The sequence below is a fragment of the Helicobacter salomonis genome (assembly GCF_017979425.1).
GTDB classification, from domain to species: domain Bacteria; phylum Campylobacterota; class Campylobacteria; order Campylobacterales; family Helicobacteraceae; genus Helicobacter; species Helicobacter salomonis.
In genome coordinates this window covers 38,578-61,244 of sequence record NZ_JAERIS010000007.1, presented here as the reverse complement: position 1 = coordinate 61,244, position 22,667 = coordinate 38,578, and the positions used below count along the sequence as shown (strand labels likewise).

Annotated in this window: 23 protein-coding genes; 15 read left to right on the top strand and 8 right to left on the bottom strand. The window is 45.1% G+C overall.

Translation table 11 applies throughout. The annotated features are described in order from the left end of the window. The first annotated feature begins 379 nt into the window (after nt 1-379). Genes KCO92_RS02840 through KCO92_RS02825 form a run of 4 tightly spaced genes read left to right on the top strand, consistent with a single transcriptional unit; the run spans nt 380 to nt 2,227 of the window. Nucleotides 380-820: a hypothetical protein gene (locus tag KCO92_RS02840; RefSeq protein ID WP_104695326.1), complete on the top strand. Its 441-nt coding sequence runs from the start codon at nt 380-382 to the stop codon at nt 818-820. Nucleotides 821-829: 9 nt separating this feature from the next. Then, nucleotides 830-1,015, top strand: coding sequence for a hypothetical protein (locus KCO92_RS02835; RefSeq protein ID WP_104695327.1), 186 nt, complete (start codon nt 830-832; stop codon nt 1,013-1,015). A 41-nt stretch (nt 1,016-1,056) separates the two neighbouring features. Beyond that, complete coding sequence (locus KCO92_RS02830) at nt 1,057-1,737, top strand: hypothetical protein (protein ID WP_104695328.1); 681 nt, start codon at nt 1,057-1,059, stop codon at nt 1,735-1,737. Then, nucleotides 1,730-2,227: a hypothetical protein gene (locus KCO92_RS02825; protein ID WP_104695329.1), complete on the top strand. Its 498-nt coding sequence runs from the start codon at nt 1,730-1,732 to the stop codon at nt 2,225-2,227. Before KCO92_RS02830 ends, KCO92_RS02825 begins: the two co-directional genes overlap by 8 nt. A gap of 97 nt (nt 2,228-2,324) precedes the next feature. Here KCO92_RS02825 and KCO92_RS07405 read toward each other — a convergent pair whose 3' ends face one another. Both KCO92_RS07405 and KCO92_RS02815 read right to left on the bottom strand, forming a co-directional pair. After that, the gene (locus KCO92_RS07405) at nt 2,325-3,488 is read right to left on the bottom strand and encodes a hypothetical protein (protein WP_233710444.1); all 1,164 of its coding nucleotides are present in this window, start codon (nt 3,486-3,488) and stop codon (nt 2,325-2,327) included. A gap of 2 nt (nt 3,489-3,490) precedes the next feature. Then, complete coding sequence (locus KCO92_RS02815) at nt 3,491-5,386, bottom strand: methyl-accepting chemotaxis protein (protein WP_104695330.1); 1,896 nt, start codon at nt 5,384-5,386, stop codon at nt 3,491-3,493. Between the two features lie 495 nt (nt 5,387-5,881). Here KCO92_RS02815 and KCO92_RS02810 point away from each other — a divergent pair, with 495 nt between their 5' ends. The 4 genes from KCO92_RS02810 to KCO92_RS02795 are packed head-to-tail and all read left to right on the top strand — an operon-like array spanning nt 5,882 to nt 8,830. Next, entirely contained in the window at nt 5,882-7,111 is a 1,230-nt protein-coding gene (locus KCO92_RS02810) for a hypothetical protein (protein WP_247598908.1), read from the top strand. Further along, nucleotides 7,108-7,776 carry an ABC transporter ATP-binding protein gene (locus tag KCO92_RS02805; RefSeq protein ID WP_104695331.1) on the top strand — a complete coding sequence of 223 codons (669 nt, stop codon included), beginning with the start codon at nt 7,108-7,110 and terminating at the stop codon, nt 7,774-7,776. The genes KCO92_RS02810 and KCO92_RS02805 overlap by 4 nt, the downstream gene beginning before the upstream one ends. Continuing rightward, nucleotides 7,773-8,519 (top strand): hypothetical protein, encoded by a 747-nt coding sequence (locus tag KCO92_RS02800; RefSeq protein ID WP_104695332.1) that lies wholly within the window; start codon nt 7,773-7,775, stop codon nt 8,517-8,519. Before KCO92_RS02805 ends, KCO92_RS02800 begins: the two co-directional genes overlap by 4 nt. A gap of 11 nt (nt 8,520-8,530) precedes the next feature. Continuing rightward, nucleotides 8,531-8,830, top strand: a complete 300-nt coding sequence (locus KCO92_RS02795) for an EexN family lipoprotein (protein ID WP_104695333.1) — start codon at nt 8,531-8,533, stop codon at nt 8,828-8,830. A gap of 4 nt (nt 8,831-8,834) precedes the next feature. On the opposite strand, the gene KCO92_RS07575 is transcribed toward KCO92_RS02795, so the two are convergent. From KCO92_RS07575 to KCO92_RS02780, 4 genes are read right to left on the bottom strand one after another with little or no spacing between them, the layout of a single operon-like run. Further along, on the bottom strand, nt 8,835-8,969 hold the full coding sequence (locus tag KCO92_RS07575; protein WP_267892223.1) for an HP0135 family lipoprotein: 135 nt from the start codon (nt 8,967-8,969) through the stop codon (nt 8,835-8,837). Between the two features lie 50 nt (nt 8,970-9,019). After that, nucleotides 9,020-10,369, bottom strand: a complete 1,350-nt coding sequence (locus tag KCO92_RS02790; RefSeq protein ID WP_199766086.1) for a class II 3-deoxy-7-phosphoheptulonate synthase — start codon at nt 10,367-10,369, stop codon at nt 9,020-9,022. Between the two features lie 2 nt (nt 10,370-10,371). Further along, nucleotides 10,372-10,923 (bottom strand): Holliday junction branch migration protein RuvA, encoded by a 552-nt coding sequence (gene ruvA / locus KCO92_RS02785; protein ID WP_104695335.1) that lies wholly within the window; start codon nt 10,921-10,923, stop codon nt 10,372-10,374. Further along, nucleotides 10,920-12,764, bottom strand: coding sequence for a DUF342 domain-containing protein (locus KCO92_RS02780; protein WP_104695336.1), 1,845 nt, complete (start codon nt 12,762-12,764; stop codon nt 10,920-10,922). The genes ruvA and KCO92_RS02780 overlap by 4 nt, the downstream gene beginning before the upstream one ends. A gap of 106 nt (nt 12,765-12,870) precedes the next feature. Here KCO92_RS02780 and murJ point away from each other — a divergent pair, with 106 nt between their 5' ends. Beyond that, nucleotides 12,871-14,313 (top strand): murein biosynthesis integral membrane protein MurJ, encoded by a 1,443-nt coding sequence (gene murJ, locus KCO92_RS02775; RefSeq protein ID WP_104695337.1) that lies wholly within the window; start codon nt 12,871-12,873, stop codon nt 14,311-14,313. Nucleotides 14,314-14,321: 8 nt separating this feature from the next. Beyond that, nucleotides 14,322-15,755 (top strand): cysteine--tRNA ligase, encoded by a 1,434-nt coding sequence (gene cysS, locus KCO92_RS02770; protein WP_104695338.1) that lies wholly within the window; start codon nt 14,322-14,324, stop codon nt 15,753-15,755. A gap of 37 nt (nt 15,756-15,792) precedes the next feature. On the opposite strand, the gene KCO92_RS02765 is transcribed toward cysS, so the two are convergent. Continuing rightward, nucleotides 15,793-16,968, bottom strand: a complete 1,176-nt coding sequence (locus KCO92_RS02765) for a class I SAM-dependent methyltransferase (RefSeq protein WP_104695339.1) — start codon at nt 16,966-16,968, stop codon at nt 15,793-15,795. Between the two features lie 48 nt (nt 16,969-17,016). Between KCO92_RS02765 and metG the strand changes: the two genes are divergently transcribed. Genes metG through KCO92_RS02740 form a run of 5 tightly spaced genes read left to right on the top strand, consistent with a single transcriptional unit; the run spans nt 17,017 to nt 22,153 of the window. After that, on the top strand, nt 17,017-18,864 hold the full coding sequence (metG, locus tag KCO92_RS02760; protein WP_104695340.1) for a methionine--tRNA ligase: 1,848 nt from the start codon (nt 17,017-17,019) through the stop codon (nt 18,862-18,864). Further along, complete coding sequence (locus tag KCO92_RS02755) at nt 18,864-19,808, top strand: hypothetical protein (RefSeq protein WP_104695341.1); 945 nt, start codon at nt 18,864-18,866, stop codon at nt 19,806-19,808. Before metG ends, KCO92_RS02755 begins: the two co-directional genes overlap by 1 nt. A gap of 25 nt (nt 19,809-19,833) precedes the next feature. Then, entirely contained in the window at nt 19,834-20,604 is a 771-nt protein-coding gene (gene cmoB / locus KCO92_RS02750) for a tRNA 5-methoxyuridine(34)/uridine 5-oxyacetic acid(34) synthase CmoB (protein WP_411710046.1), read from the top strand. A gap of 2 nt (nt 20,605-20,606) precedes the next feature. Next, complete coding sequence (locus KCO92_RS02745) at nt 20,607-21,026, top strand: hotdog domain-containing protein (protein ID WP_104695343.1); 420 nt, start codon at nt 20,607-20,609, stop codon at nt 21,024-21,026. Then, nucleotides 21,026-22,153 (top strand): glycosyltransferase, encoded by a 1,128-nt coding sequence (locus tag KCO92_RS02740; RefSeq protein WP_104695344.1) that lies wholly within the window; start codon nt 21,026-21,028, stop codon nt 22,151-22,153. The genes KCO92_RS02745 and KCO92_RS02740 overlap by 1 nt, the downstream gene beginning before the upstream one ends. On the opposite strand, the gene lolA is transcribed toward KCO92_RS02740, so the two are convergent. Further along, nucleotides 22,150-22,662: a LolA-like outer membrane lipoprotein chaperone gene (gene lolA / locus KCO92_RS02735; protein WP_104695345.1), complete on the bottom strand. Its 513-nt coding sequence runs from the start codon at nt 22,660-22,662 to the stop codon at nt 22,150-22,152. The genes KCO92_RS02740 and lolA overlap by 4 nt on opposite strands. Between the last annotated feature and the right edge of the window lie 5 nt (nt 22,663-22,667).

The window sequence follows — 22,667 nt, the reverse complement described above, 5'->3', positions numbered from 1 at the left end:
CAAAGGTTGATGCCCCAACCCCAAGGGTATTACCCCTTGATTGCACAAATATTAGCACAGCTATGTTGGTGCTAGCCTTATCACGGCGCGAGTGGTAAATGAAAAAAGCAAAAAGACATACTTGCGCTATGTCATGATAGGCATGCAATAGCACAATAAGAAGCCGTTCTTACAGACCTACAAAATCCTACAAGCTGGGATTTCTGCTGTATTCTTGTTTCATCCATAGCACTAATGCGGCAAGAACTCTACCTGCTAAAGGCGATGCCTATTCTAGCAAAAATTGGGCTTTTGTGGCAAGAACGGCTAATGAAAATTTCATATATTCCTATGACTTTACATTGCTGTTTTTAACCCCGACTTTTTAAAGCCCATTCAGGTGCAAATCACCCCCCAAACCGACACCAGCGCCAAGGGTATCGATGTAGCCTTGATTGCACATAGGGCGCATAAGTTTTATCAACGCGAGTATAAAAGCGGGGTGCTGTTATCTTTAGAACACAAAGAACCCAGTTTAGAGGAAGTGGAGCAAGCCTTGAGTTATGATTTTTATAGCTTTAGCTTGGCGTGGAGAAAGGTTTTTGAGGACAACCATATCAAGCTAGAGCCTGTGCGTGCCCTTAAGGCTAAGGTGCCCCACAATTTGGAGTATTTGGCCGATTATTTAATGCGCAAACTCTACGCTAATAGCGGTCTGCCTGAACAGACCAAAAAGGCTTTACTCTTTGTGCTCAATAAAGCACTTAATACGCAGGAGAAAGAGATCGAATACAGCGATCATGGAAATTTGCGCTTAAAAGAGTGTTTGAAAAAATTTTAAGGAGTGAGTATGGGATTTTGGAGTGTGGTGATGGAATACCATCGTAATAGCACACAAGCGGTGCGTGAAGAATCTGTAATGCCCAAACAACCACCTAAATTCGAGCAATACAAAGCCGAGATTGAGGCGATGAAAAAGAGCATAGAGGAAAAACAAGCGGCATTTGATGCCTTGCAAAAATCAAGAGAAGGCTAGAACTGGGATTTTGGAGTGCAGTAGGGGTAGCAATTAGTGCGGTGTGTAGTGCAGCATGTAGTGCTATTGGAAGTTTAGCCAGCAGTATAGGCGCAGGACTAGCCAGTCTGGGGGCGGCTTTAGCAGGTTTGGGGTCAGGTTTGTTGCCCATTGTAAGTGTGATCTTCGTAGTAGCGCAAGTATTAGGCATTTTTGGGAAAGAAGACAAAGTGGATGATATAGAGGACTTGGACTATCAAATGACAAAATGCAATAAAAAGCCCGAAGAGTTTGAGAGCTACCAAGCCTTTATTGACTATGCGCGCGCCAATGTGGAGAAACCCTCCAAAGAAGACAAACTAAAATGGAGCGATGTAGAGAAACTCAAATATATTGCGCTAGGCGCGGCTGGGACGCTTAAAGCTATTGAGGAAAAAAAGGGAGTAGAACTTAGCCCTGAGAACTGGGTAAGTCTTAGCGCGCATGTAGAAGGTGCTGGGGGCACGCCAGAGCAAAAAGCCCAAGTTTTAAATGGTGTGTTAGATAATTTTAAGGGTGCAGACATGGACAAGCTCACCCAGTATTTGGAGGGTAAGTTAGAGAGTACGGCTGATCGTATTTTAGTTTCTGATAAGCTCAATGACATGTATCAAGCCTTGAACCCGGACATGAGTGCTAAAGAAGTGTATCAAGAAGTGGAAAAATTTGAAAAACCCGTTGCCGTAGGAAAGGTCGATGGCTAATTTTTTAATCGTGCATGTAAATGGTCAAATCGGGGCGGGGGTGTTTCAACCTAGTGGTTTTGAGGTGTTGCGGTGTAATGGAGAATTGTGGCAGGGATTTAAGCCTGAAAGCTTTTGGGAGTGGTTTATAGACAAAGCAGGGCTAGATATTGACGCAGGGCATGGCTTTGTGATTGCCAGCGATCAAGAAAGTTTTTCAATTCCCGCAACAATACAAATTACAACCAATCTTGATCTCAGTCAAGAAGCCGTGCAACAAGCTTTAGAGCATTTTGTTAGACATGCAGAAAATCTTCATCTAATGACTTACCCTGAGGGTTTTCAAATCGTAGAAAGAACACCAATCCAACAAACCCCACAGAGCCAACAGATTCCCCAAACAACACAAGCTCCCCAAGTGCAGAGCGCGCCACAAAATAACTCCTCAAGCCAATACGGAGCTTTGTTGCGCTATTGTTGGCGTAAAATGGAGGAGTATAGAAAAAGTTGACATACTCCCCTTAGCTAAAGCTAGGGGCTTTAGCACGCGAGTGGCAAAACTCTAGTTTAGCGTGCTAGGTGTTTTGTCTGAGTTATCCTCAGACGCCTCAATCCACGCAATATCCCCTGTCAAAACACTGTGCTTGCAATTCTTGAGTAAACCCCGGCTCCAAGCTGTCCAAAGACATTAGGTTATGTCTGTGGGGATCGTCTCTGCTTTGGCGATAAAAAATCAAAGTGCGCACCACCTTTTTATCCCCATTATCACCCACTCTAAAGAATTGCTGGCTGAATTGATGCAGATAAAAAGTGCCCTTTACTAGTTTGAAAGTTACATAGAGTTTAGTGTAGATATTGTCGGCAGAGGGGTCGTGTTGTCCCATCTCAAAAGTCAAATAAGGGGATTTGTAGGCTAAATCCACTTGCCCTTGATGGATGCAGAGGGTTCGACTGAGTAATTTGCCATTGTGGCGCGCTAGCACGCAGATAGAATTGGGATCATTGGGGTTATTCACATAAGTCGTGCGTTTGCTAAAGCTATAACGATCATTGCCTACATTGAAGGAGAGCAGGTCTTCGTTTTTGGTTCTATATTCGGACTCACAGGGGGTAGAGTCATTGGAGTTATTGATGTCCATTTTGAAACATGTAGAGTTTTGAGGTTTGCGCGCACTAGCGAGGCTAGCGGGCTGATTTTGCAATTTCTCTAACAGCTTGTCATTGACATCGCCCATCGCGTAAATAGGACTCTCTTGCTCATAAAAGGTTTTGGGGGCTGCACTGGGAAAAAGAGTGCTATCCAAAGTTTGCTTGGCATAACGGGTGAGATAAAAAGTGCCCTCAATATTCTTAAAGGCTAAGAGAGCTTGTGCGCTTGTGCTGGAAGTGGGTGTGTGCACGCCAGTCTGGACCAGCTTAATCAGCAGAGTGTTTTTAGTGCTTTCCACATTTAGTTTTTCATAGCCCCGTAAGCAGAAACCCCTGTAAAGTTTCTCGTTAAAGAGGACTCCCGTGCACACGACGGGTGGACGGGTGTTGTCTTTGATCGTGTTGATCACATAGAGCAACATATAGTATCGATTCTGGATCGAAAAAGAATAGCCCGTAGCCTTTGAGTACACACTATAATTACCATTTTCTAGTGAGTTATAACCCTGTTGGCGCACAAAATCATCTGACCACCGCTTCACCTGATCTAGGGCCTGAAAATAATCCAGAGCACATAGAGGATACACGGCCCAAATTAGTGCAAAAAATATTGCTCTCATCACACTCATACCTTAAATTTATCGATCTCAACCCCTAATGCGCCGTATAAGTCATCTAAAGATGTGCTGGTCTTACGCATTTTTTCAATGTCCTCCTGTTCTAAATGCGCTAGAGTACTGAGTGTCTTTACCTCTTCGTTAATATTACGGCTATCCTGCACAACTCCCTGCAAACGCTGGGTATCCTCGCTGGCATATTGAATCGCCTTAGAAATCTCCTTGACGCTTTGTTGCATGACCTCTTGCGCACTGATCGCAAGCTGGGAAGTTTGGTTGAGTTCCTTAGCATTTTGCCCTAAATGCTCGTTGATATCCTCCACACCCTGTACCATTTCACTGATGGTGGCATCAATGCTGGTCAAACTGCTTTGCGTTTTCTCAGCGAGTTTACGCACCTCATCGGCCACTACAGCGAAACCCCGCCCGTGTTCACCAGCTCTAGCAGCTTCGATTGCGGCATTTAGAGCAAGCAAATTAGTTTGGGCAGCGATGTCATTGATGATGGTCAAGACCTCCTTAATACTCTCTGTACTCTTGGCGGTCTCCTCTAATTTATGTGCAAATTCTATGCTCTGACTGGCATTGTGTTCTAAGCGGACGCTTAATTCTCTCATTTGATCGTGTGCGGTGTCCAGATAAGTACCAGTCTGATTGAGCTTTTGATTATTGCTCTCCACGCCTTTAACATATTCCAGAATAGTATCAATATTGTGCTGGCTACGCTTAACAGCCTCTTCCACAACAGCAGTCGCACGGTTAGCACGGGCAAGTACGCTCGTAGTGCTTTCTATAAGCGTGCTGGACACCTTAGCGCGTTGACTGCTTATCTCTTTGATGTGATACATCACCGTCTGTATCTGTTCAATAAAGGTATTGATATTGCGTGTGATGGTCACAATCTCATTGCGCTTGCTCCTGTTGGTGCAAGGAAGTCGTTTGGTCAAATCTCTACTTCCTGTGGTGAGATCCAAGCTCAAACGCTTGAGACGATCCAAGGGGCGCATTAAATAGTAAATCCAGGACAACATGATGCTCAGGGTAATAAAGAGAGCCATTAATGATACTACCAACATGAGTGCCCGTAATTTTTTAATATTCCTGAATGCGATTTCAGTAGGAATGCGTGCAATCACTTTCCAATGACTATTAGCTACGCTTGTGTAGACAAGTAGAGAATGGTCAATTTCCTTATGGCCATGCAACACTCCCTGCTGTGTGTTGAGCAATTTATGGGCAACACCCTTGAGAAATGAGCCCGCATCGGCAATGTTCGTCCCTGGTTTAAGCTTATTAGAACCCAAGACCAAACCATTGCGATCGATGAGATCCAACCCTCCTCCCTCTTCAGTGATCATCCGCTTGACATGTTCTTCAAAAAAGTCTAAGGGGAGGTCAGCAGCCATGACCCCTAGAAATTGTCCCTGCACGACCAAGGGTTCACTATAAGTAATCACGGGTTTACCTGTATAAGCATCCTTGTAAATCTCAGAAATCACAATCTGATTTTGGGTATGTGCCTCCTTATACCATCCTCGTACTCTGGGATCATAACCAGAAGGAGGAGGCCCCAAAGTGGAGATAAAAGAACCATCACTCAAACCAATGTAGACATGCAGAGCGTCTAAATTTTTACCTATATACCTGAGATTTTTTAAGAGCGTATCCGTGTTTCCCTCCCAATCATCGCGTACTTTTTCCACAGCTGCCTTGAAAAGCTTGTGAGTATTCTGATTCCAAGCTACAATCCAATTTACATTGGCTTTGACAATTTCGAGCAAGTGTTCCTCAGAATTTTGTTTGATGATTTTATTTGTGAAACGTTCTACAAATGTGCCAAATGCCATGAAACTCGCGGCCAGCACCACCACCAACATTAACGCGATTTTTTCTTTGAAACTCATCTTAATATCCTGTGTCAGATAGAACAAGAAGGCAGAACCAAATTCTTAAGTGAAATGCCCAGCCAGCAAAGACGAGTAAACACGCCTGATGGTACCGCTTACAGACTAAATCCCAATCATGAGAGATTCTGCTCTATATTCACAAAACTTTGTAGAGCTAGGATTTCTGCTACATTTTTGTTTCATTCATGCCTACTCGTATTTCTGCCCTCAAAAGCACAAAACACTTCGCATGCCTGTCAAGCTAATTTAAGCAGGAGCTCCACCTACTAAACACGATTGCCATTTTAGCATGTTTTTGAGTATTTGTAGGGTCAATTTATCTAAATGCACGAAAACTCCGCCCTTTGAAGCGGAGGTGTAAGCACTTAGTGGCTTTAATTGTGCTACAATCGGTAGAGATGTCGCTGTAGGCATTATCAAACACAAAGCCCTTCGTGTTGGTATCCTTTGGGGTTCTTAAGGATGGGCGTTTCATATAGAGTTGGATGGGTCTTGTCGAATCTGAAGCGTTGTTTTGCCGCTGTATTAATGTGGGGTCTACCTTTGAGGGGGGCAGAGATTGTGATGGACCCTTTTGGGTATCTGGGTATGATTTACAACCAGGGTCTTGAACACCGCACACATGGCTATGTGGGATTTGACGCACGCGTAGGGACTAATTTCTCCTTTAACAATGGTTGGGCCTTTGGAATTGGGGCAATTGGGGCATGGAATGTCTACAGCCATAACAAACGCTTTCAACCCATTGTAAGCGTGGGAAATGTCTTGGGGAGTGTGGAGAGCAATATGCGCCCCTACTTGAGCATGGGGGATATTTCAGATGCCTATGTCAAGTTTGACACCCAACGACTCAAATTTTCTATGGGGCGCTTTGACACCAACTTTGTGGATTTTGATTGGATTCAGGGAAATATCCAGGGTGGGAGTTTGTTCATCCATCGCAATGATTTTCGCTTTTGGGGGATTTTCATGGATTCCATGCTCTACAATGGTTATCAGGGCAATGATTTGCAGGGACCCCGTATTGCCACCAGCATCAACGCGTTAGCTTCTTACGATCCAGTGTCTAAAAAGAAATATGTGGGCGGAGAAGTAATTGCCTTTGGCATGGGCTATGCCAATAAGGGCTTACAAATCTCTCCCTTTTTGCTCGCAGATACCAAACTCCCCCTCCCTGCAACTGGAACACTCTTTCAATTGGGCTTTAAAGCACAATACCAGCATGACTTGCCCCAGCATTTCAAATCTTACACAATTGTGCATGGAATCTATCAATACGGAGCCACAGGCGGAATCAAGCAGGAGTCTCAGGGGGGATTGTTTTGGGCAGATCAGACTTTTATATACAAAATTTTCAATTTTGGCTTAGGGTTTTATGCTGTGCCTGCGTCGGGGCGCAAGGGCTTTTTTTGGTCTTTTGACGACAAGAGCAAGTTTTATGGACGGGGAATCAACTCTGTGGGTGTGCCTGCAATCTACTTTGCTAATGGTACCTATACGGGCTATCTCTTTGGAGGCATGAAAACCAAGAAGGTTCGTGTCGACTTAATGGTAGCCTATGGAATCTACCAGGAGTACTCCATCATGACTAACTACAAGGTATGGCAGTACCAACAGATGATCTTAGACGCAGGAATTGGCTATGTCTACTCCTATTCTCCCAAAGTGATGAGCAATATCGGGAATTCTTCCCTTGTGCTCTTTACCAAGTTTTCTTATTGATGATTCGCCTCCATAATTTGAGCAAGTCCTATGGTAGGCATCGGGCGCTCGATCATCTCAATTTGGAACTCCCTACCTTTAAGATGATTGGACTTTTAGGGCCTAATGGTGCGGGCAAGAGCACCTTACTCAAAATTCTTGCAGGCATGTGTGTGCGCTATGAGGGTGAGGTTCACATCGCCAACCAACATGTGGGGGTGGCTACTAAACAATGTGTAGCTTATCTTCCCGAACATAGTTGCATGCCCCCCCATGCTAGTGCACAAGAGATGGTGCGCTTTTATGCAGATTTTTTCGCAGATTTCCAAGCTCAACGCGCCTTAGAGCTCTTAGAGCGCTTTGAAATTCCCTTGAAGCAGTCTTTTAAACGATTATCTAAGGGGACACAGGAAAAATTTCAACTCTTGCTTATTTTGGCGCGTAAGGCGCGGCTATTTCTTTTTGATGAACCCTTGAGTGGAGTCGACCCGCTCGCGCGCGCAGAGATTTTACAACTCATTGCGGAGGAATGTGCCCATGCCAGTGTGTTGCTTTCCACACATTTAATTCACGATGTGCAGGGCTATATCGATCAAGCCATCTTTTTGAAAGCAGGGCGCATTATGGCTTGCCATGATGTCAGACAAATGGACTTAGAGCAGCTTTATAGGGGGTATATTGCATGAAGCATATTTTTAAGTATGATTTCTTAGATAGTTACACGCCCATTGTGGGAACTCAAGTCTTTTTGTTAATTTGTACCCTATTGGTCAGCAAAGATTGGCTGGCTTTAGATTTTTTGGGCGAGATGCTGTTTTTCTTTGGCAGTGGAATTTTGGTCGTGTGTTTGATTGTAGCACTTCTACGCTCTTTATCAGAAACACTCTTTGGAAAACAGGCCTACTTGACATGGAGTTTACCTCTGAGTGTGGATCAAATCCTACTGCCCAAACTTATGATTAACCTCTTTTGGATCGTGCTTAGTCTGTTCTTCTTATTGCTTGCTCTTGCACTCTCTTATGCGCTTAACCACAGCCATGAGTTTTTCCATGCTCTTTTAAGTTCTCTCTATAAGAATTGCACACAATTTGGCAAGCACGCTCTCACTCTTCTCTTTTTCTTTGCTCTGCTCTATCTCAAATTCCTCCTGGTCTTGAGTCTGTTGCACGCCTTCAAATTAAAACGCCTGCGTAAGCTCATAGGTTTAGCGCTTTTCGTGCTGATTAGTGTGTTCCTGGATTTGCCCTCCCGTTGGCTCTATCAATTTTACCAGCACACATTAGATTACGGATATATAGAATTCTATCTCAAACTGCCTTTTTTAGAAAAACATGCCATCGTTGTATTTTGGCTTTTAGAGAGCTGTAAAATTATCGGGCTTTATTTGACAATCCGCTGGTTACTCCTTAGACATTTGAATTTAGAATAAAGGGATTTACAATGAAAATGCAAGGGATATTTTTAGCTTTATTCTTAGCAGGCGTTCTTCACGCTCAGAGCGGTTATTGTAGCGACGAGTGTGAGGGGAGTCCAGGTGAACGCCTGCCCCCTATGGAGTTTCACTGGAGCCTGCCCCACTCCATAGAACACTACCGCACCCACCCTAAAGCCCGTGCTAGAATGCTCAAACGATGCCAAGAAGCTTTTCAGTCCACACTAAAGATTAACTACATGAGCCAGAGCTTTAAGCAGGATTGCGACAATGCCCGTCAAGCTGATCAGCCGGGCATCGCACCTTGATACCTCATTTTTGTTCGGGTTGCCAGATGGTCTTCTCTGAAGGCTTGTAATCTTGCTCGTCCTCTAGGATTTGTGCTTTACTTTCCGCACACCCATTGAGAATAATCACCAATGCACCCACCAGTAATAACCAACGCATGCAGGTCCTTTCACAAATCTAGTGTAAAGGTGGTATTGTAGCTAAAAATCTTAACCGACCGTCATACGTGCGTTGTGCTTGAGCATGTCTGCGAGTAAGAAAGCGAGTTCAAGGGCCTGTGTGGCATTGAGTCTAGGATCGCATTGAGTATGGTAATTGTGTTGAAGAGTTTCCTCTGTAATGGCCTGAGACCCCCCAATGCATTCTGTCACATCACAGCCTGTCATTTCCAAATGCACACCCCCCACACAACTTCCCTGCGCGCGATGAATCGCAAAAAAATCCTTCACTTCCTGCACAATTTGGGTGAATGAACGCGTCTTTACACCACTCCTAGTCTTGATCGTATTGCCATGCATGGGATCGCAAACCCACACAATTTCTTTTTGTGCCTCCAACACCCCGCTCAAGAGAGGCGGGAATTTTTCCTGTAAGGCTGATCCCATGCGCACAATGAAACTCAAACGACCCGCCTCATTATGTGGGTTGAGAATCTCGCAGAGTCCTAGGAGTTGCTCTAATGTAGCGCTAGGACCAATCTTGACTCCTATGGGATTGCCCACACCTCTTAAAAACTCTACATGAGCTTGATCTAGACCCTTAGTGCGATCCCCAATCCAAAGCATATGGGCAGAGCAGCCATACCACTGAGAAGTTAAACTATCTTGGCGCGTTAGAGCCTCTTCATAGTGAAGCAGCAACGCCTCATGGCTGGTGTAAAAATCGGTTTCTTTGAGGGTGGGCAGGTCAGCCACCCCACATGCCTGCATGAAATCTAAAGCTTGGGTGATCTGCATTGCCAGGTTCTCGTATTGTTGACCCAAATCGTTACTCTTGACAAAATCCAAATTCCAGCGATGTATTTCGGCCAGGTCTGCTAACCCCCCCTTGGCAAAGGCGCGCAATAAATTGAGAGTTGCCGCACTCTGATGATAACCCTGCAATAATCTCTGTGGATCAGCTTGGCGGGCGTTCACATCAACACCATTGACCATGTCCCCACGATAAATAGGCACCTCCACCCCATCTACACATTCGCTCTCCTGACTTCTAGGTTTGGCGAATTGCCCTGCGATGCGTCCTACCTTAATCACGGGACAACGCCCCCCAAAGGCTAGCACAACACTCATTTGCAGGATGACCTTAAAAAGGTCTCTGATCCCATCTGCGCTAAAATTCTCAAAACTCTCCGCACAATCCCCCCCCTGCAATAAAAACGCCTTACCGCGACTAGCCTGTTTGAGCGCCTCTTGTAAACTGCGCATTTCTTTGGCAAAGACCAAAGGGGGATAGCTCTTCAAGGTCTTTTCAACCCTCTCTAGGGCGAGCAGATCAGGGTAACTAGGCTGCTGTAAAATAGGAAAATCGCGCCAACTGCGCAGATGCCATGCCCGTTGCATATTCACCTCAATTGCTGTAATGCTTGCTTGATAATCTCTTGCGTGTCAAGCCCCTTGGGCAGGGACACACACACTTGACGCGCTTGAGTGCTTTTAAAGCCCAAACTCTCCAAGGCCAAAATCGCCTCTGCCGTATGGGGATTGGAAACCACGCTGTGCTCCCAGTAGCCCTCCAAGTCTAACATAATCTTACCTGCAAGTTTACTCCCCACTCCAGGCACTTTTTGCAATCCCTTTAAATCGCGCGTTTCTAAAAGAAAAGTAAAGTCTTGCACGCTGTAAACAGAGAGAATAGCCAGGGCAATTCTGCTCCCCACTCCATTGATCTTAAGTAGACGCGCAAAGAGGGTGCACTCCTCAGACTCTAGGAAACCAAAGAGATTTTGAGCATCTTTCCTGAGCACCAAGATCGTATCTAAGCGCACTTCCTGATTGACTTGCAAGCACGCGCTGGTGCGCAAGCTCACATGCACTCCATAAACTACCCCATTGACATAGAGCGTTATAAAAGTGGGCTCGATACGTTCCACACATCCCACCAGCCCTACTATCACGCCCCGCCCTCTAAATCTATTTGTTTGAAATCATCCATTTGGTGTTTTGCGCGAACCAGTTGGATTCCATCAAGTCTAAAGTCGACCATTTCGCCCTTTTCTGTCTGCAAGGTTTGGTTATTGCGACCGGTGTATAGGCGATTGCACGCGATGGTATTAAACGCACTCCACGCGCTTTTAGCAGAAAGCCGTGCATCTCGCATGCGGGATTCCAAGGATACAAGGCGATCTAGAAATTTGCGATTGACTTCCTGAATCTTGAGTACATAAAGACGCAAAATTTTGATGCGGCGCAGACAATCCATAAAATCATGATAAATGCGCTGGATCGACTCGTCCTCCATTAACGCTTTTCGTGTGGTAACATCTGCGCTTTTAATTTTATCAATGGTGCCTTGATTTTGCCGCACAAGTAAATTGAGTTGTTGGTACTGAGCCATGACGCTTTGCGCTTTCTCTTTATATTGAGCCATTCCCGCTTTGGTCTCTTCCAAGATGCGTTTGGAATCAGGATCAGCAAAGGCATAAAAATAGAATTTATTTTCGCTTCCATCGACATAATCCACCATGCACTTGCTGGAAAAGTGAAGTGTGTTGTTAGATTTGAGCTGTTTCACATTGATCTCTTTAGCAAAGACTTGTGCTCCACTGCCCGCATCAATTTCACAAGTTTGGGCGATAATCGTGCCTCTATCAGCGTATTTGCAAATCACCTTATTGCCTCGGCAAGTTCCCTTATTATTATTGACAAAAATTTCATCTGCTTCTACAGAGCTATCATTATGCAACTGACCTTCTACAATCACCTTTTTAGCAACCAAATTGACATTCTTGCCCACATTGCCTTTTACATGAATTTCTTTGGCCTCAATGCGCAAGTTACTTTCAATAGCATTGTCAATTTCATTCTTTGCGCTGATGTAAAGCACCATGCCATTTTCCACTCCCCCCAAAAACATAGGCGTGTTAGTGCTCTTCATCTCCATATAACTATCCTTGGTAAAACTCTTGAGAATATTGCCCACAATAGCGACATACTGCGCGATTTTAGAGAAATACACTACCTTTTGTTCATTTTCTTTGGTTTCAAAGGCATCTGTGCTACATTCAAAAACGGACGGAGGGGGATTCTCCTCTTTCACCTTGACAAATTGTCCCAAGAGATCAGGTCCACTCGCTCCAGCAATGGGCTTGATATACTCGAGCACGGCATCACCCACGCCCGCTCCAAAAATGGAGTTCGCTGGAGCCTTTTGGTCGTTCTTCTCTTCCCATACCTTTTTTAAGAGGAAATGCACGCAACCGGGTTTATTGGGGCGATAAAGGGCACGCTTGAGCAAGATCCTCTCTGGTTGCTGATCCTGTTTGACACAATGCTCAATCTCCTTGTGCAAGGCAGCGTGTTGGGTTTGCATTTGCCGCAACAAAATTTTCTGATGCGCCATTGTGGCTTCAATGGAAGCGCAAATTTCCTTGAACAACCCCTCATCTTCTATCATGACAAAAGGATTTTCAAAGACGATATACAGCTCATCCCGTTCGGGAGACAATTCCAGTTCAAAGAAGTAGGTAAATAATTTTTTCTTAATGCAGATGTCATAGCGTTGAATGACTTCTACCTGCTTATCGCCAAAAAATGTATCGTCGTCAATCTGACTTATTTCGCTCTCCTCTACAATCTTGAAAACATCTTTGGGATTCGTGCGCATCAAGGTGTGTACCTTGAGCAGGTCAAACCACAAATCTTCTATGTCAATGCCATGAGTCTGCGCTACTTTTTCAAGTTCTAGTTGAATATCCCCACAATCAAGCACAGTCTTAGAATAAAAACCATTCGCCAAAGCACACTCCTTGTGTAAATATTCGCATCTTAATACACATCGGCTAAAAACACAACACCAATTAATCTTTTTTAGACTAGAATTAACGGCCTGACAAGGGGTTTGTGTGCTCAAAAGATTTTTTCTGACCAATAGCTCGGGGATTCTCTGTTCGCGAGTCGCAGGATTTGTACGCGATTTGTTGAGCGCGTCCATTTTAGGAAGTGGGCTATATAGTGACATTTTTTTTGTGGCGTTCAAATTCCCCAACCTCTTCCGCCGCATCTTTGCAGAGGGAGCGTTTAGCCAGAGCTTTCTGCCCGCTTTTATCCACAGCCGTCATAAGGCTGGCTTTAGCTTGAGCGTCTTGGGCATCTTCAGTGCGTTTCTAGTTATCGTGAGTTTGGCGGTGTATTACAATGCCCCCTTGTTTACCAAGATGTTCGCCTATGGCTTTGATGCACACACCATTATGCTTGCCCAAGACATCGTGGCCTTGAATTTTTGGTACTTGCTCTTGGTTTTTCTGAGTACTTTTTTTGGAACACTTTTGCAATATAAAAATAGCTTCTTTGTGAGCGCTTACCACACAATTTTGCTCAATATAGGGATGATTACGGGTTTGCTATGCGGTCAGGATCACCACTCCTTAGAAGTAGTTTATTATTTGAGTTACGGAGTGCTCTGGGGTGGGGTGGCGCAGGTGTGTGTGCATTTTTACCCTCTCTACACCCTAGGTTTTTTAAAACTTTTTTATCTAGGCTTCAAACACGGATTCAAGCGCTCTAAAGCTCCCGTTAACAATAATCTCAAAACTGAGCTCAAGGGCTTTTTCAAGCAATTCTTCCCCAGTGTGCTAGGCAATTCAGCTAGCCAACTCTCAGCCTTTTTGGATACCTTGCTGGCTTCGTTCTTGAGCGCGGGCAGTATTTCCTACCTCTATTATGCTAATCGCATTTTCCAATTACCTCTAGCCCTCTTTGCCATCGCCATTTCAACTGCGCTCTTTCCTACCATTGCCAAATCTCTTAAAAACCGCCAACACACCCAGGCTATGCAACACATGCAAAGTGCGTTTGTATTTCTCACACTTACGCTTTTGGGTTCCAGTTTGGGGGGCATTGTCTTGAGTGAATTCATCGTTGCCCTCTTGTTTGAACACGGGCGATTTAGTGCCCAAGACACTATACAGAGTGCAGCTGTCTTTAGAATGTATTTGGTGGGACTTCTGCCCTTTGGCCTCTCTAAGATTTTCGCGCTTTGGCTTTATGCACAAGGGCAACAGCTCCGCGCAGCTAAAATCACTCTCTATTCTTTGATTTTTGGATTGTTAAGCTCTTTGGTGTGCATGCACTATTTGCAAGCAGCTGGGCTAGCATTAGCGAGCAGTTTAACCGGATGGATGCTCTGTATCTTGAATATCAAGGCTTTTGGTTTTAAGCGCTTTTTGGGCATGATTTCTCTCAAACAAGGAATAGGACTACTGGGGTTTCTAGCGTTTGAAGCCCTTTTGTTAGTGCTGTTTCTGTGGTGTTTACAAGCATTTCAAACATTCTACTACTTCACTTAAGGGCATAGATGCAACCCCTCTACATTTACGACAGCCGACAAAAACAAAAAGTGCTTTTACAACCCATTCAAGAGAATCGAGTCAAAATTTATATTTGTGGTCCCACGGTGTATGACTACTCGCACTTAGGCCATGCCCGTAGCGCAATCGCCTTTGATCTACTCTGGCGCACTTTGGAGCTGAGTGGTTATGCTGTGCAAATGGTGAAAAATTTCACTGATATTGATGATAAGATCATTGCCAAAGCACAGGCAGAACAAGTGGAAATACAGGCTTTAAGCGTGCGTTTCATGGCAAGCTATTTGGCGGATATGCAAGCCCTAGGTGTGCAACGCGCGCATTTAGAACCCAAGGCTAGCGAACATTTAGATGCCATGGTAGCGATGATTCAAGCTCTCTTAGACAAGGGACATGCTTATAAAACCGACCATGGAGATATCTACCTAGACACCAGCACGGATCGTGCCTATGGCACTTTGAGCGCGCATTCTTTAGATCAAGAGAGCGTGAGTCGTTTAGAGGATAACCCTCAAAAGCGCCATGAAAAAGACTTTGCCCTTTGGAAGAGCTACAAGGGTTCTAATGATGTGGGCTATGAGAGTCCTTTTGGCAAGGGCAGACCCGGATGGCATATTGAATGCTCGAGCATGATTTTTGCCAATGTCGCTTACAGAGATCAAAGTTACCAGATTGATATCCATGGGGGCGGATCGGATTTGTTCTTTCCTCACCATGAAAACGAAGCCTCTCAAACCCGTTGCGCATTTGATCGGGAATTAGCTAAGTATTGGATGCATAATGGTTTTGTGAATATTTCAGGGGAGAAAATGAGCAAGAGCTTGGGTAATAGCTTTTACATTAAGGATGCCTTGCGAGTCTATGATGGAGAGATTTTACGCAACTATCTCTTAGGCGTGCACTACCGCGCTGCATTGCACTTTAACGAAGAGGATTTATTGGCAAGCAAAAAACGCTTGGATAAGATTTATCGCCTCAAAAAACGCGCCTTAGAACTCAAGGCGCTCAATTCTATTGGAACACCCCAACATGACTTCACGCATGCATTGCTCGCGTGTATGCAAGATGATCTCAATATTTCTAAAGCCCTCAGTGTGTTAGAGGAACATTTGCACTACTCAAACGAACAGCTAGACACCCTCAATAAAAATGCGAAAAAACAAAGGGCGCAGAACATTCTAGCTGACCTCGCCTTTGTAGAAATGCTCTTGGGTCTAGGAGGTAAAGACCCCACACTCTACTTCCAGCTGGGTGTAGATGATGCGCTCAAAACTCATATCCAAACCCAAATCGATTTGCGCTTGCAGGCTAAGAAGCTCAAAGATTTTGTGCTCGCCGATCGCATCAGAGAGGATCTAGCCAAGCAGGGCATCTCTCTAATGGATACACCCACCTCTACAACTTGGGAAAAGTTGTGCTACTGATACACCCACAAGCAAACTCCTTGAGAACCTCCTGCCATTAGGGCGTTGTTTGGTAGATATGTTCATGGGTCAAGGGAATGGTGTTGTCCACACTATGAGTCAACAAGAGCTGGTAGAGGTCTACACTTCCCACACGGAAAGCAGAGGCACAGCTATTTAAATATAGTCCCCACATGCGTACAAAACGCGCGTCATACATGTTTGTTATTTCCTCCTCATGTGTGAGGAAATTTTGATACCAAATGTCCAGAGTTTTAGCATAATGCAGGCGTAAACTTTCGGCCAGGACCAGGTGAAAATCACTCTCTGCCGTGATGGAGATCACCTCCCTTAAGGAGGGTAGGTATCCCCCTGGAAAGATATATTTATCAATCCACGCATTGGTCGTACCCTCAAAGCAACACAGAATGGAGTGTAATAAAAATGTCCCCCCTACCTTTAAGACCTCTTTCACTTTTTTAAAATAAAAAGGTAGATTTGCCTTGCCAACATGTTCAAACATTCCCACACTCACTACCTTATCAAAGCGTTCATGCATGCCATCTAGGTCTTGGTAATTTAACAGCTTGATGGTAACCCGATCCTCTAAACCCATGCTTTTTACCCGCTGGATGGCCTTTTTAAATTGTTCCTCTGAAATGGTGATGCCCACTACCTCGACATGGTACTCTTGGGCCGCACGGATAGAGAGATAACCCCACCCACAGCCAATGTCTAAAAGTTTTTCACCCTGTTTGAGATCAAGTTTTTTGAGTGTATGGTCGAGTTTTTGTAGTTGGGCTTGGTGCAAAGTGTCTTCTGGGGTTTTAAAATAGGCGCAAGAGTAGCTCAGTGTCTCATCTAGCCAAAGTTTATAGAAATCATTGCCTAAATCGTAGTGACTTTGAATGTTAGAACTCTCTTTGTGGGGCTGTTGGACGGGCATTGCGTTGTCGTGTTTGTGCAGATGTTCGTAATTGGTATGCAGATAGAGCACGCGCGCCACTTCATCCATAGACCCTTCAATATCGATGACGCGGTCCATGTAGGCTTCTGCGATGGTCAAGGACATGTCTTTTTTGATATCGCTCATCCTGAGAGGGCGGTTGAACTTAATCGTGAATTTAGGGGTTTTTGTGCCATTGAGATAAACCTCTTTATCCCAAAAAATCACGCGGTAATCTCCGTTTTTAAAGCGCTTGAGCATAGATTTCAAAAACATCTTGGCTAACATAGACATCCTTTTGTGCTATTATATGTTTTTAGACTTAAAAGGGATTGCATGCAAAAATTGGTCTCTACCCCCATTTATTATGTCAATGATGTTCCGCATTTGGGGCATGCCTACACTACTTTTATCGCCGATATGCTGACAAAATACCACACTTTGCAGGGGCACGAGGTGTTTTTTTTAACAGGCACCGATGAGCATGGGCAAAAAATCGCTCTAAGCGCACAAAAGCATGACCTAAGCCCCTTTGAATACGCTTCTAAAATTAGCGCGCACTTTAGAGAACAATGGGATTTTTTTAATATTCCTTATAACCACTTTATCCGCACCACGGATAGCGCACATGTAGCTGTGGTGCAACGCGCTTTTGAGACCATGTTAGAACAGGGTGACATTTATAAGGGGACTTATAGGGGCTCTTATTGTGTGAGTTGCGAGAGTTTTGTGGCCAGCCACGCGCGTTGCCCAGATTGCCAACGCGAAACCAGTGTTTTGGAGGAAGAGAGCTATTTTTTCAAGCTGAGTAAATACCAACAATCCCTTTTAGATTTTTACGCTCAAAACCCCCAAGCTATTTTACCCACCTCCCGCGCGCCCGAAGTGCTGCGCTTCATTGAACAGGGTTTACATGATCTTTCCATCACACGCACCAGTTTTGAGTGGGGAATCAAACTCCCTCCAACATGCCAAGACCCTAGGCATGTCATCTATGTGTGGCTGGATGCTTTGCTCAATTATGTGAGTGCGCTGGGTTATCCTAATGGAGAGAAAATGGGGCATTTTAACCATGCCATCCATGTTGTGGGGAAGGATATTCTGCGCTTCCATGCGATCTATTGGCCCGCCTTTTTGATGAGCTTGAAACTGCCCCTTTTCAAGCATCTATGTGTGCACGGATGGTGGACCATCGAGGGGGTGAAAATGAGCAAGAGCATCGGGAATGTGATCAGTGCCCAAGATATAGCAGAGCAATATGGCAAGGACACTTTGCGTTATTTTCTCCTGCGCGAAGTGCCCTTAGGTCAAGATGGAGATTTTAGCATTGAAGCGCTATTGCGCCGATCGAATGCGGATTTGAGCAACACGCTAGGAAATTTGGTGCAACGCTTGAGTGGGATGGCGTGGCGTTACTTTGAGGGGCGCATTGAGAGTACGCAGGTATTGCACCACTACGCTCAAGATTATGCCATTCTCAATGCGCTATTTGAATCCTTGGACACCAGCATGCAGGCAATGCAGCCCCATAAATACCTAGAGGATTTATGGAAGGTCTTCGAGGGGGCTAATGCGCTCATTGCTCGCGAGGAGCCTTGGAAAATGACTAACTTAGAGCAAATCATGGCTTTATTGGGCTTGATTGCCACTCTCCTAGCCAAAGCCGCTTACTACCTCTACCCAGTAATCCCACAGAGTGCATGCAAGTTAGCCGATATTTTGGGCTTAAAATTAGAGGCGGGCGCATTTGCACATCTGCAAGAGAACCCCTTTTTAGACTCTTTTGTGATTCAAAAAGCCCCGCCCCTCTTCCCCCGCTTAGAGCCTCCCAAGTCCGCTACCCCAAAGACCTCTGTATCCCAGATGGTTTCCTTAAAAGATTTCCAAAAGCTCGAGATTCGAGTAGGACAGGTCGTGGGTGTGGAAAAACTCCAAGAGAGTGACAAACTCTTGTTATTGCGCGTGGATTTTGGCGATCGAGTGCGAGTCATTCTCTCAGGGATTGCCAAACATTATGATCCCAAAACCCTAGAAGGGCAACAGATATGCGCGCTGGTAAATTTAGAGCCGCGTAAAATGTTGGGCGTATTGAGTGAGGGTATGGTGTTGAGCGCAGAAGATGGAGAAAATCTAAGCCTCATCGCACCCCTCACTTCTATGAAAAATGGAAGTGTTATTAGCTAGTGCATGTGGCTGAGGTGGTGGAGATCACTAGGGGAGTGCTTAAGAATGCGCCTTGCATACATGCCTTTAGCCATGTTAGCACGAACCCCAAAGATGCCAAGGGGGGGCTTTTCATTGCCCTACACGCTCCAGACATTACCCAAGCCCTAGAGTGCGGGGCTTATGGCGTGCTCTACGATCAGGAGATGCCCCTTGGCGATTTAGAAATTGCATGGATTTTTGTACCCCAAGTAACAAAAGCCCTAGAGAGATTGTTGCGTTACCATTTGCTAGATGTGTGTTTACTCTGTATGTCCCGCGTGGAATTTGCAATTCTAAGTCGAATCTTGAGCGATCCGAGTATAGTGTTTTTTGAGGGAGAGAGTGTGGAGCTCCTCAACTTGAGCCTTAGGGGAGTGTCCTATATTGTGACGACTTCCAGAGTGTTTAAGGACTTTTTTTCCAAAGAATTGGAGCTAGAAGAGGCCATGCCCTGTCAAATCTTACTCCAACAACTTTTCTCTACAAGTATTCTCTACCAGGGCGCGCGTTTTGACCTTAAATTACCCAGTTTTTACGCTCCACAACTGGGGCGCACCCTATGCGCTTGCCATGCCCTCAATTTGTCTCCTCAATTAGAACATCTTGGCGTCCTGCCCTTCATGCGTGCCTCTTACACTAATGACGCGTTGGAGCTCTGTCCCCATGGCTTCAAAGTGTTGGTGGACCACATTAACTCTGAGGAAATGCCCGCCATCCTCACACACACCCGCAACATCGCCCCTTGGCACTCTGTGGCAGTCTTCAGCCCCACTCCTCTCAACATAGCCCACCAACTTTACCACGATTCTCTCCATTTGCAAACCTTGCTACACGCCCGTTTTAGCCTAGGATTTGTCTTGGGAGATGTGCAGATAGAAACATTACTGAGAAGTGCCTCCCCACAAGGAAGTTTATTTGGCTAGTTACTGCTTAGATCAAGGATTACGCATTTACATAGAGGACAACCTGAATTTAGACACGCTCTACCAAGAGGCATGGGCACTGCGTCCATGGCGTAAGGGACCCTTTATTTTGGAGCAACATGATCGGGCTTTTAAGATTGAAAGCGAATGGCGGAGTGATTTCAAATGGGATATTCTCAAGGATTGCTTAGATTTACAGGGCAAACATGTGGCTGATGTGGGTTGCAATAATGGCTACCACCTCTTTTGCATGGCCAAAGAAAATTGTGCGAGTTTGAGCGGATTTGACCCGAGCACACTTTACAAGGCACAATTTACTTACCTCAACGCCTTGTTAAAACTTCCTATTCTCTATGAAAGTTTGGGAGTGGAGGACCTGCGCACTTACCCCAAGCGTTTTGATGTAATTTTTTGTCTAGGCGTGTTGTATCACCGCAAAGACCCCCATAGCGCGCTCAAGGCCTTGCACATGGGGCTGAAAAAACAGGGGGTATTGATTCTAGATTCCTTGATTTACGATAGCCCCCTAGAAGTCGCTTTGTGTCCACGCACCTACGCTAAAATGAATAATGTCTATTTTATCCCCAGTCCACGCGCCTTACAAAACTGGGCTTTTAAAGCGGGTTTTAGTAGCTGCACTCTCCTAACCCAGCGCACCACCACCACACAGGAACAACGCAAAACTATTTGGATCGAGGGATTAAGTTTGGAGCATTTTTTGGACCCGAGTGGGTCTAAGAGTGTGGAGGGCTACCATGCCCCTATGCGGGGTTATTTTATCTTGACAAAAGGATGATGATGGCCGATACCCCTCTTGAGGAAGGCTTGCTGGTCTGCTCTAAATTAGAGCAGACTCTATGCGCGGATTTGATTTCCTTTGGATCGGGAAAAGCGACGGTGTGCTTAGTCCCCAAAGAATTCATGCTCTGCGAAGAAGACCTCGTACATGCGGGCTTTGTTGTGAGCGCAGCCAGCTTTGCCGCCCTATGCGCCCTTAACAAAAAAAATAGCTTGATTAGCTCTATCAGACTCAATTTTCTCGCTCCCATTGAAGTCAAACAGGAAATCTACTTCAACGCTTCCATTAGTCATACCAGTTCTAAAAAAGTATCTGTGCGCGTGGAGGGAGAGTTTATGGAGATCAAGGTTTTTGAAGGAGATTTTGAAATTTTGGTCTTTGACAAACGCCCTTTCAAGTTTAACTTTAAGGACGAGTAGTGGTTATTGTATTAGTGGTGGATAGTTTTGAAAATAAAAGTAATGGCACTTCAATGACTGCCTACCGCTTTTACAAAGCTTTGTGTGCGCACGGGCATGAGGTGCGCGTGGTTGCTCCTTTTGTGCAGGGGGAGGGTTTTTATGCCGTGCCAGAACGCCACATACCCTTGGTGAGCAAGATGGCCCATAAACAGCATATCCTCTTTGGAAAACCCCATCCAGAGGTGTTACAACGCGCCTTTGAAGGCGCGGATATCGTGCATCTCTTTCTACCTTTCAAGTTAGAGAAAGTGGCGCTCAAAATAGCGCGCATCATGAAAATCCCCTATATTGGGGCGTTTCATCTACAACCTGAGCACATCACCTACAATATTGGGTTAGAAAAATTTGGCTGGCTTAACCGCGCGATCTTTTGGTGGTTTAAGCGGAATTACTACCAGCATCTCTTCCATATCCACTGCCCCTCCCCCCTCATCAAATCTGAGTTAAATCGGCATGGTTATGGAGGTAAAAAATATGTGATCTCCAATGGCTTTGATCCTCTCTACACCCCGCGCACCCACAACACTAAGCAAGATGATCTCTACCACATTGTCATGGTAGGCCGCTACTCGCCCGAGAAAAACCAGCGCGTGCTCATTGAGGCAGTGCATTTGAGCAAGTATCGCGCCCATATCCAACTCCACCTCAAAGGACAGGGGCCTTGTTTGTTGGCTTTAGAGAAACAAGCAAGCAAACTAGCGCATGCTGTGGACTTTGGGTTTATAGAGTCGAATGCATTGTTGGATTTGCTCTATCAATGTGATTTGTATGTGCATAGCGCAGATGTGGAAGGCGAGGCGATCGCGTGTTTAGAGGCCATGGGTTGTGGGATAGTGCCCATTATTTCTGATAGCAGGATCAGCGCAACCAATCAATTTGCCCTTGATCACCGATCGTTATTTAAGGCTAATGATCCGCTAGATTTGGCGCGCAAAATCGACTACTGGTTAGAGCACCCTCAAGAGCGCGCCCAAGCAGAAAAAGCCTATGTGCAGAGTGCACAAAACTACACCTTGGATCAATCGATTCAACAGACTTTAGAAATGTATCAAGATGTCATTGAAGACTTTAAACACATTTACTAGTGTCTGATGAGATCAACGCCTTTAGGCAGTGTGAACACGAAGATGGAGTCTTCTAAGGGGATATTGGTTTTCACGGAGCTAAAGGTAACTTTAACCTTATTGTGAAGCTTGTCTGTGAATTCAAGTAGATAGGGTAAATTATTTTGTAGCGTGAGGTAGTAGGTGGTGCCCTTGATCTTGGTTTTATAGCGGCCGTCTTTTTGGAGTTTAGCTTTTTTGAGAATGCTAAAAAAATCTAGGGAAGTATCTAGTGATGTAAGAGTGGCTTGTAGTAGTTGGGGCTCGTAAATCACCACTTTTTTATCGCGCATATAGATTTCCTTAGCCAGGGGCTTGTAATAAACCCACTTGGCGTAATCAGGCATCTTGGCGAAAATCTCACCCGTATACACTGGGCTAGGCCCCTCACCTAGGACAACCTGCTCAAAATGTGCGCTAAAACTTTGGAAATTGAGATTAACGCCCCAGAGACCCACAAAGCTTAGGCTCAAAACCACTATCCAACGCATAGCAC

Excerpts from the sequence above, each read along its gene's own strand:
- KCO92_RS02835 (WP_104695327.1), top strand. The coding sequence starts at position 830 with ATGGGATTTTGGAGTGTGGTGATGGAATACCATCGTAATAGCACACAA.
- KCO92_RS02825 (WP_104695329.1), top strand. The coding sequence starts at position 1,730 with ATGGCTAATTTTTTAATCGTGCATGTAAATGGTCAAATCGGGGCGGGG.
- KCO92_RS02815 (WP_104695330.1), bottom strand. The coding sequence starts at position 5,386 with ATGAGTTTCAAAGAAAAAATCGCGTTAATGTTGGTGGTGGTGCTGGCC.
- KCO92_RS02800 (WP_104695332.1), top strand. The coding sequence starts at position 7,773 with ATGAAGCATATTTTTAAGTATGATTTCTTAGATAGTTACACGCCCATT.
- KCO92_RS02795 (WP_104695333.1), top strand. The coding sequence starts at position 8,531 with ATGAAAATGCAAGGGATATTTTTAGCTTTATTCTTAGCAGGCGTTCTT.
- KCO92_RS07575 (WP_267892223.1), bottom strand. The coding sequence starts at position 8,969 with ATGCGTTGGTTATTACTGGTGGGTGCATTGGTGATTATTCTCAATGGG.
- KCO92_RS02790 (WP_199766086.1), bottom strand. The coding sequence starts at position 10,369 with ATGCAACGGGCATGGCATCTGCGCAGTTGGCGCGATTTTCCTATTTTA.
- cysS (WP_104695338.1), top strand. The coding sequence starts at position 14,322 with ATGCAACCCCTCTACATTTACGACAGCCGACAAAAACAAAAAGTGCTT.
- KCO92_RS02765 (WP_104695339.1), bottom strand. The coding sequence starts at position 16,968 with ATGTTAGCCAAGATGTTTTTGAAATCTATGCTCAAGCGCTTTAAAAAC.
- metG (WP_104695340.1), top strand. The coding sequence starts at position 17,017 with ATGCAAAAATTGGTCTCTACCCCCATTTATTATGTCAATGATGTTCCG.
- KCO92_RS02745 (WP_104695343.1), top strand. The coding sequence starts at position 20,607 with ATGGCCGATACCCCTCTTGAGGAAGGCTTGCTGGTCTGCTCTAAATTA.
- lolA (WP_104695345.1), bottom strand. The coding sequence starts at position 22,662 with ATGCGTTGGATAGTGGTTTTGAGCCTAAGCTTTGTGGGTCTCTGGGGC.